The organism is Tidjanibacter massiliensis (assembly GCF_900104605.1).
Classification (GTDB): domain Bacteria; phylum Bacteroidota; class Bacteroidia; order Bacteroidales; family Rikenellaceae; genus Tidjanibacter; species Tidjanibacter inops.
Genome location: NZ_LT629960.1, coordinates 2089460 through 2097882, shown reverse-complemented (window position 1 = coordinate 2097882; position 8423 = coordinate 2089460). Strand labels below are relative to the sequence as shown.

At 58.2% G+C, this 8423-nt stretch carries 7 protein-coding genes; 5 read left to right on the top strand and 2 right to left on the bottom strand.

Annotated elements, in window-relative coordinates:
• On the bottom strand, window positions 1–602 hold a 602-nt coding region (locus BQ5361_RS10760; RefSeq protein ID WP_161940450.1), incomplete at its 3' end, for a BACON domain-containing protein.
• 354 nt (window positions 603–956) lie between these two features.
• On the opposite strand from BQ5361_RS10760, the gene BQ5361_RS09880 reads away from it, so the two are divergent.
• Complete coding sequence (locus tag BQ5361_RS09880) at window positions 957–1460, top strand: hypothetical protein (protein WP_035471068.1); 504 nt, start codon at window positions 957–959, stop codon at window positions 1458–1460.
• Window positions 1461–1639: 179 nt separating this feature from the next.
• On the opposite strand, the gene BQ5361_RS09875 is transcribed toward BQ5361_RS09880, so the two are convergent.
• Complete coding sequence (locus BQ5361_RS09875; RefSeq protein WP_022062712.1) at window positions 1640–2899, bottom strand: phosphoglycerate kinase; 1260 nt, start codon at window positions 2897–2899, stop codon at window positions 1640–1642.
• Between the two features lie 305 nt (window positions 2900–3204).
• Between BQ5361_RS09875 and kbl the strand changes: the two genes are divergently transcribed.
• The 4 genes from kbl to polA all read left to right on the top strand — a co-directional run bounded on the left by kbl (window position 3205) and on the right by polA (window position 8407).
• Window positions 3205–4392, top strand: a complete 1188-nt coding sequence (gene kbl, locus BQ5361_RS09870; protein WP_022062711.1) for a glycine C-acetyltransferase — start codon at window positions 3205–3207, stop codon at window positions 4390–4392.
• A gap of 140 nt (window positions 4393–4532) precedes the next feature.
• Complete coding sequence (locus BQ5361_RS09865) at window positions 4533–5003, top strand: Lrp/AsnC family transcriptional regulator (RefSeq protein WP_022062710.1); 471 nt, start codon at window positions 4533–4535, stop codon at window positions 5001–5003.
• A gap of 4 nt (window positions 5004–5007) precedes the next feature.
• Window positions 5008–5460 carry a 6-pyruvoyl trahydropterin synthase family protein gene (locus BQ5361_RS09860; protein ID WP_022062709.1) on the top strand — a complete coding sequence of 151 codons (453 nt, stop codon included), beginning with the start codon at window positions 5008–5010 and terminating at the stop codon, window positions 5458–5460.
• Between the two features lie 70 nt (window positions 5461–5530).
• Window positions 5531–8407, top strand: a complete 2877-nt coding sequence (polA, locus tag BQ5361_RS09855) for a DNA polymerase I (protein WP_035471073.1) — start codon at window positions 5531–5533, stop codon at window positions 8405–8407.
• Window positions 8408–8423 lie beyond the last annotated feature (16 nt).

Here is an 8423-nt window from a genome sequence, read left to right as displayed (position 1 = left end):
GACTCAGCACTCGGCGTAATCACTATGTTCCCCGAACGCTCCGCCGTCTCCGGATTGTCGGAAACCTTCACCTCAAGCGTCCCTTCGCCGGGAGTGACCGTTATCCACGAGGCCGCATCCCCCTCGACCTCGGCCTCCCACGTCAGACCTCCTTCGGCCGTAATCGTGACCGTCTGGGCTGCCGCTCCTTCCGCTTCGAACGTCAGGGATGCAGGTTCGACCGAAAACTTATACTCCACGTCGCTCCCCGTCTGAACGACCGTAACACTCTTGGCCTTCACATCCTCGTTGTTCGTCGGAACGACGGTAAAGGAACCGGTACGCTGCTCCGGGGTACCGTTGTCGGTTACCGAAACCGTCACGGTCGTACCGTCCGTCTTCTCCGCCTTCAGCCAGGCCGAAGCCGTATCCGATACACGCACTTCCCACTCAACGTTCACGGCCGTAACCGTCACGCTCTGCGACGGAGCCGAAACAGCCGCGAAATCCAGCGACGAGGGCTCCACCTTCAGCGACGGTACACCGCCCCCGTCAGGCCCCTTGTCCCCTCCGCACGATGCAAACAGCAGGCACAGTGCAGGTATAAACAAAAATTTCTTCATAGAATAACTGCAATTAATGAAAGTTTGGTTACGCATCTAAAAGCGAGTGCTAAAATATTCAAAATATATTACATATGCAACCTATTTATAAAACGGACATCTTTCTGTTTTTCGTATCATTTTACCACATAGCATCACAATTTTCAACCGAAACGAACATCCGTACCGAACGATGCGCTTCAACGACATACCCGACTCTCCGCCCCAATGCATCATTCTTTCGTTTTTTATGCGCAGCAGGCGACACGAATGTTACGGAAATCTTATCTTTGCACCGGTACGGAGCGGACGCACGAACGGCCGTGCCGCGCGGTACCGCCGAAGAAACCGGACAAACACTAAAACATTACAGTCATGTCAGTAAAACGATTCTCCCTGGCCCTCGTACTCTGCGCAGCGATGGCCTTCACCGCCTGCGACAAAGAGGGCGGCAACCAGTCGGGCCCCGATACGGGCCCCGTTACACCGACCGAAAACACCGTCGACGTCGCTTATGCCATAGGCGGGGGCGCCGATTTCTTGCTCATTTTCGACGCCGAGGTGACATATACGGACGCGGCAGGCAAAACGGCAACCGAAAAAATTAGCTCCCTGCCGTGGTCGAAGGAACTCACCGGCCTCGCACTTCCCTACACCGCCAAAATGGAAATAACCCTCACGGCGCGTGAAAGCTACGAAGAGAAAGAACAGTACGAGTTAGGCTTCGGACATGCCATCTCCTACGAGACGAGCGACGGCCGTACCTACGGCGGTCTGAACGTCAGCAAACAGACGGTCGGCAAAGACAAAATAGCCAAATATCAGGAGCTCATGCTCTCCAAAAGTCTCCAGACGACAATCGAAATACCGGCCAAATAGGGAACTCTCCGATACCGCAGAAGAGGGCCGCTCCGACGGAGCGGCCCTCTCTTTTTTCGCGAAACCGGTCGTACCGAACCGCCGCCGGTTTCATCATCCTGCAAAAAAGGGAGGCCATGCGGCGTTGTCGCCGCATGGCCTCCTTCCTATTTATACCATAATTATTATAGAGGGCCGGATTATTTGCGTATCGCGGCCACACCGGGAAGTTCCGCTCCCTCCATGTATTCAAGGAGAGCTCCGCCGCCGGTCGATACGTAGCTCACCTTGTCGGCAAGACCGAACTTATTGATGGCAGCCACCGAGTCGCCGCCGCCTATCAGAGAATAGGCCCCCTGCGCGGTAGCCTCCACGACCGCTTCGGCTACAGCTTTCGTACCCGTAGCGAACTTGTCTATCTCGAACACGCCCACCGGACCGTTCCAGAGGATGGTCTTGGCAGACAGTATCTTCTCCCGGAACAGCTCCTTGGCCCGGTCGCCTATATCGACCCCTTCCCATCCGTCGGGAATATCGTTCGAGGGGGCCTGCCGCGTATGGGCATTCTCACTGAAATCGTCGGCGACCAAAGCGTCCGGCGCAAGGACTATCTCCACTCCCCGTTCCTTCGCCTTGGCAAGTATCGCGAGTGCCGTGGCAAACTGGTCGGGTTCGCAGATGGACTTGCCGACCCGGCCTCCCTGGGCCGCCATGAAGGTATAGGTCATGCCCCCTCCGAGAATCAGCCTGTCCACCCGCTCCATGAGCCGCTCGATGATGGTTATCTTGGTGGATACCTTCGACCCTCCCAAAATGGCGAGGAAAGGACGCCGGGGCGACTCGAGCACCTTGTCTATCGCCTTGAGCTCGTTCTCCATGACGTAACCGAACATCTTGTCGTTCGGGAAGTAGTCCGCAATGAGAGCCGTAGAGGCGTGGGCACGGTGGGCCGTACCGAACGCATCGTTGATATAGACGTCGGCATACGATGCCAGCCGTTTCACGAACTCCTTCTGGCTCGCCTTGACCGCCTTCTTGGCTTCGGCCTTCTGTTCATCGGTGGCATCGTCGGCCAGACCGCGCGGCTTGCCCTCCTCCTCGGCATAGAAACGCAAATTTTCGAGCAGCAGTACCTCGCCCGGTTTGAGTCCGCGGGCGAGTTCGGCCGCCTTCTCCCCCATCGAATCGCCGGCGAAAATCACCGGCCGGCCCAGCAGCCTCTCGATGGTGGGGATGATATGGCGCAGCGAATATTTTTCGTCGTTGTTCTTCTTCGGACGCCCGAGGTGCGACATGAGGATGACCGCCCCCCCGCCGTCGAGCACCTTGAGGATGGTGGGGATGGCCGCCCGGATGCGCGTCTCGTCCGTCACGTTCCCCTGGTCGTCGAGAGGCACATTGAAATCCACCCGGATGATGGCCCGCTTGCCCCTGAAATCGTAATTGTCAATCGTATTCATAACTGTGAAGTTTTGGTCCCGGAAAATTATCAGACGGTTTCCGGCGAAAACCGTACCGCAAAGTTAGAAACTGTTTTGGATTTACAACGGGAACGGACACCCCGATTACGGCACCTCCTCCGCCCCCATGCGCCTCCGCCGGCTTACGGTCTGTTACCCCCTCCCCCTCTGCAAAGGCCGCAGAAAGGTCCTCCCATGAAAATCCATATATTTTTACGATGATTTATTGGAGATTTAATACATAAACGCTACTTTTGCTAACAGACTGTAAGACTTCAAGAGCAATATCCAAACTAACGAATATCATGTACGGAAAAATGAAAGAGTTTCTGCAAAAAGAACTTGCAGACATCAGGGAGGCTGGCCTCTACAAGGAAGAAAGGATAATCGCCTCGCCCCAGCGGGCGGAAATCGAGGTGGGCGGCAAGAAGGTACTCAACTTCTGCGCCAACAACTACCTGGGTCTCTCCGACAACCCGAGGCTCGTGGAGGCAGCCAAGAAGGAGATGGATGCACGCGGTTACGGCATGTCCTCCGTACGCTTCATCTGCGGTACGCAGGACATCCACAAGGAGCTCGAAGCCGCCATTGCGGAGTATTTCGGTACGGAGGACACCATCCTCTACGCCGCATGCTTCGATGCGAACGGAGGCGTATTCGAACCGCTCTTCACGGACCAGGATGCCATCATCTCCGACTCGCTCAACCACGCATCCATCATCGACGGCGTAAGGCTCTGCAAAGCAGTACGTTATCGTTATGCCAACGCAGACATGGAAGACCTTGAAAAACAACTCAAGCTCGCCCAGGCACAGCGTTTCCGCATCATCGTGACGGACGGCGTATTCTCCATGGACGGCAACGTAGCCCCGATGGACAAGATTACGGAACTGGCCAACAAGTACGACGCGCTCGTAATGGTGGACGAATGCCACTCGGCAGGCGTCGTGGGCAAGACCGGCCGCGGCGTGACGGAGCTCTACAACATACGCGGCCAGGTGGACATCATCACCGGTACGCTCGGCAAGGCATTCGGCGGCGCTATCGGCGGTTTCACCACCGGCCGCAAGGAAATCATCGAACTGCTGCGCCAGCGTTCGCGTCCCTACCTCTTCTCGAACTCGGTACCGCCCGCAGTGGTAGGCGCCAGCCTCGAAGTCTTCCGGATGCTCAAGGAGTCGGACGAACTGCACGACAGGCTCGTGGAGAACGTGGAATATTTCCGCAACAAGATGCTCGCCGCCGGGTTCGACATCAAACCCACGCAATCGGCCATCTGCGCCGTGATGCTCTACGACGCCCCCCTGTCGCAGGTCTTCGCGAAAAAACTCCTCGACGAGGGCATCTACGTGACGGGCTTCTACTACCCGGTCGTTCCGAAGGGACAGGCACGTATCCGGGTACAGGTTTCCGCCGGACATACGAGGGCCCATCTCGACAAGTGCGTCGAAGCCTTCACCAAAATCGGCAAGGAGCTCGGAGTGCTTAAATAGGCCCGGGCGGACAACGAAGACAACGGTCATTCCCGCCCCGCACTCTCAGGGCGGGAATGATTTTTCAACACGGACACCCCGCTTGGCGGACATTTTGCACATTCCCCTCTTAAAATACCATTACCCTAAACAACAAGACCATGTCAAAAGCATCAATCGACGCGATAGACCGCAAGATATTGCAGCACCTCATCCGGAATGCGCGGATGCCTTTCCTCGAAATCGCCCGCGAATGCGGCATATCGGGGGCGGCCATCCACCAGCGGGTGAAGAAGCTCGACGAAATGGGCGTCATCCTCGGCTCGCGTCTGGAAGTGGACCCGAAAAAGCTCGGATTCGACGTATGTGCGCTCATCGGCATCCGCGTCTCCGACCCCTCGCGGTACGAAAATACGGTGGAGACGCTGAAACAAATCCCCGAAGTGGTGGAGTGCCACTTCATCACGGGTGAATACAACATGATGCTCAAGGTGTACTGCCTGAACAACGAACACCTGATGCAGATACTTTTCGAAAAGATACTCACCATCGACGGCGTGCTCAAGACCGAAACATTCATCTCGCTCGTGCAGTCGTTCAGCCGCCAGATAGATGTCAAATACCTCGAATAACACCATGAGCCGCATCCGGGTAACGAAGGAGTTTTCCTTCGAGATGGCACACATGCTGGAAGGTTACGACGGCCCGTGCAGCGAGATACACGGCCACTCGTACCGTCTCTTCGTCACCGTGGCGGGAACGCCGTGCAGCGACCCGCAGAATCCGAAATACGGCATGGTGATAGACTTCGGCGTACTCAAGCGCATCGTGGGGGGCCGCATCGTGGACGTCTACGACCACAGCCTGGTGGTAAGACGTACCGCAGACAACGGCGAACTGATAAGAACGCTCGCCGCACGGTTCGGCAAGCTGCAGGCGGTGGAGTTCCAGCCTACGTGCGAAAACCTCGTCACGCGTTTCGCGGAGACCATCGCGGCAGAGCTTCCCCGGGGAGTGGAACTCTTCTCCCTGCGCCTGCACGAAACGGCCACCTCCTATGCGGAATGGTTCGCCTCGGACAACGCCTGACAGCCGCCGCAACACCGCTGCGGCCACTCCGCAGCCCTCTCCACAAACACAACCGAAATGACATCCGGCAATGGAAAGATTATACCTACTCGACGCATACGCCCTGATATACAGGTCTTATTACGCCTTCATGGGGCGACCCATGCGCAACCGGCAGGGCATCAACACCTCGGCGGTATTCGGCTTCACCAAGTTTCTGCGGGACATCCTGATGAAGGAGGCGCCTCGTTACATGGGCGTCGCCTTCGACCCCAAGGGAGGAACCTTCCGCAACGAACTCTATCCGCAGTACAAGGCTAACCGAAACGAAACGCCGGAAGACATCGTGACGGCCGTTCCTTACATCAAACGCATCCTTGAAGCGATGCGCATTCCCTGCCTCGAGGTCCCCGGCTACGAAGCCGACGACGTGATCGGCACGCTCGCCCGCAAAGCCGCCGGAGAGGGTTTCGAGGTCTACATGGTGACGCCCGACAAGGATTTCGGACAGCTCATCGACCGCCACGTCTACATCTACAAACAGCGCCGCAACGGCGAAGGCGTGGAGATCGTCGGCTGCGAGCAGCTCCGCGAGCAGTACGGCATCGACGACCCGCGGCTGGTCATCGACATCCTGGCACTCTGGGGCGATGCGGCAGACAACATTCCGGGTGTCCCCGGCATCGGGGAGAAGAGTGCCGTGAAGCTGGTAAACGAATTCGGCACGGTGGAAAACATCCTGGCGCATACCGATGTCCTCAAGGGGAAACAGAAGGAAAACATCCTGGCCGGTCGGGAACAACTGCTGCTTTCCAAGCGGCTCGCCACAATCGAAACGGACGTACCCATCGCATTTGTCCCGGAAGAACTCGTCATGGAAGACCCCGACTGCGACGCGTTGCGGGATGTCTACAAGGAGCTGGATTTCGGGATGTTCCTGCGCGAGATGGAGGGGACGCGTACCACGCCTTTCACCAAGGCAGTGAAAGGGACGGCTCCCTGCAGCGCCCCGACGAAAGAGGACGGAACGGACTCTGCGCCGCAGGGTACCGACCTCCCCGTACAGCGCGACCTGTTCGGCAATCCGGTGGCCACGGCGGGCTCTCCTTCCCAATCCGCACAGGAGACGGCCCTCCTCGAAAATCTCTCGGCAGGCTACCATACGGTATCCGACACGCCGCACGAATACCATACCGTCACCACGCCGCAGCAACTGGCTGACCTGGTGGCCCGGCTGGGAACGGAAAAGGAGTTCTGCTTCGACGTGGAGACTTCCGGTTTCGACTGCCACACCAGCCGCATCGTTGGCATTTCGTTCAGCGCCTCGGAGGGAGAAGCCTGCTACGTTCCCATATCGGAAGGCGACCGGGAAGGTTTCCTCGCCACGCTCAGGCCGCTTCTCGAAGAACCTTCAATAGCCAAAATCGGGCAGAACATCAAGTTCGACATCATGGCGCTCGCCGCGGCGGGCATCCGGGTAGCCGGCTTCAAGTACGACACCATGATACTCCACTACCTGCTCGACCCGGAGTCTCGCCACGGCATGAACCACCTGGCCCGTTTCTACCTCAACTATTCGCCCATTGAGATAGAGTCCCTCATCGGACGCGGGAGCCGACAGCTTACCATGGACCGGGTACCGCTCGAAGCCATCGCGGAGTACGGTGCGGAGGATGCCGACGTGACGTTGCGGCTGAAAAACCTTCTATGGCCCCAGATTGCGGGCACCGGGTTCGAAAAGCTCTACCGCGAAATAGAGGAACCGCTCATCGACGTGCTTGCCGACATCGAGCTGACCGGCGTCAAGATAGACACCGCCCGTCTGGCCGAATACGGCCGCGAACTGACGGTGGAGATGGACGCCCTCGAAGGGCGCATCCGAGAGCTCGCCGGAACGCCCGACCTGAACGTGAACTCCTCGCGTCAACTCGGCACGGTACTCTTCGAGAAGATGCGCATCGACCCGAAACCGAAACGTACCAAAACCAAACAGTACAGCACCGACGAAGAGTACCTTGCCTCGCTCGCCGACCGCCATCCGGTGGTGAACATGATACTGGAGTACCGGGGACTCAAAAAGTTGCTCTCGACCTACATCGAGGCACTGCCGCAACTCGTGAATCCCGTTACGGGACGGGTGCACACCTCCTTCAATCAGGCCGTTACGGCCACCGGCCGGCTCTCCTCAACGAACCCCAACCTGCAGAACATCCCGATACGCACCGAACAGGGGCGCCAGATACGGCGGGCATTCGTCCCGTCGGACAGCGACCACCTGCTGCTCTCGGCCGACTACTCTCAGGTGGAGCTACGCCTCATGGCGCATCTGAGCGGCGACGAAGCGCTGATAGAGGCCTTCCGCCATGGTGAGGATATCCACCGGGCCACCGCGGCACGCCTGTTCGGCATCCCGCTCGCAGAGGTGACGCCCGAACACCGGCGCAAGGCCAAGACGGCCAACTTCGGCATCATCTACGGCATTTCGGCATTCGGCCTCAAGCAGCGAATGGGCAACATCACCATGGAAGAGGCGAAACGCATCATCGACGGCTATTTCACCGCATACCCGAAGGTAAAGGAGTACATGGAACGCGTGGTGGCCCAGGCGCGGGAGACGGGATACGTAGAAACCATCTTCGGCCGCCGCCGATACCTGCCCGACATCCGTTCGGCCAACTCGGTGGTACGCTCCCTGGCCGAGCGAAACGCCATCAACGCCCCCATACAGGGCAGCGCCGCCGACATCATCAAAATCGCCATGAACCGCATCCACCGTGAATTCGCCGCCCGAGGCATCCGTTCCAAAGTCATCCTCCAGGTACACGACGAACTGGTCATCGACATGCTCCGCGAGGAACAGGAGGAGGTCACGGCCCTTGTCCGGGAGGCCATGGAACACGCCGCACGGCTTCGGGTAGAACTGGTCGTGGAGTGCGGCGTCGGAGAAAACTGGCTCGAAGCGCACTGACGATAGCGGCACGGTA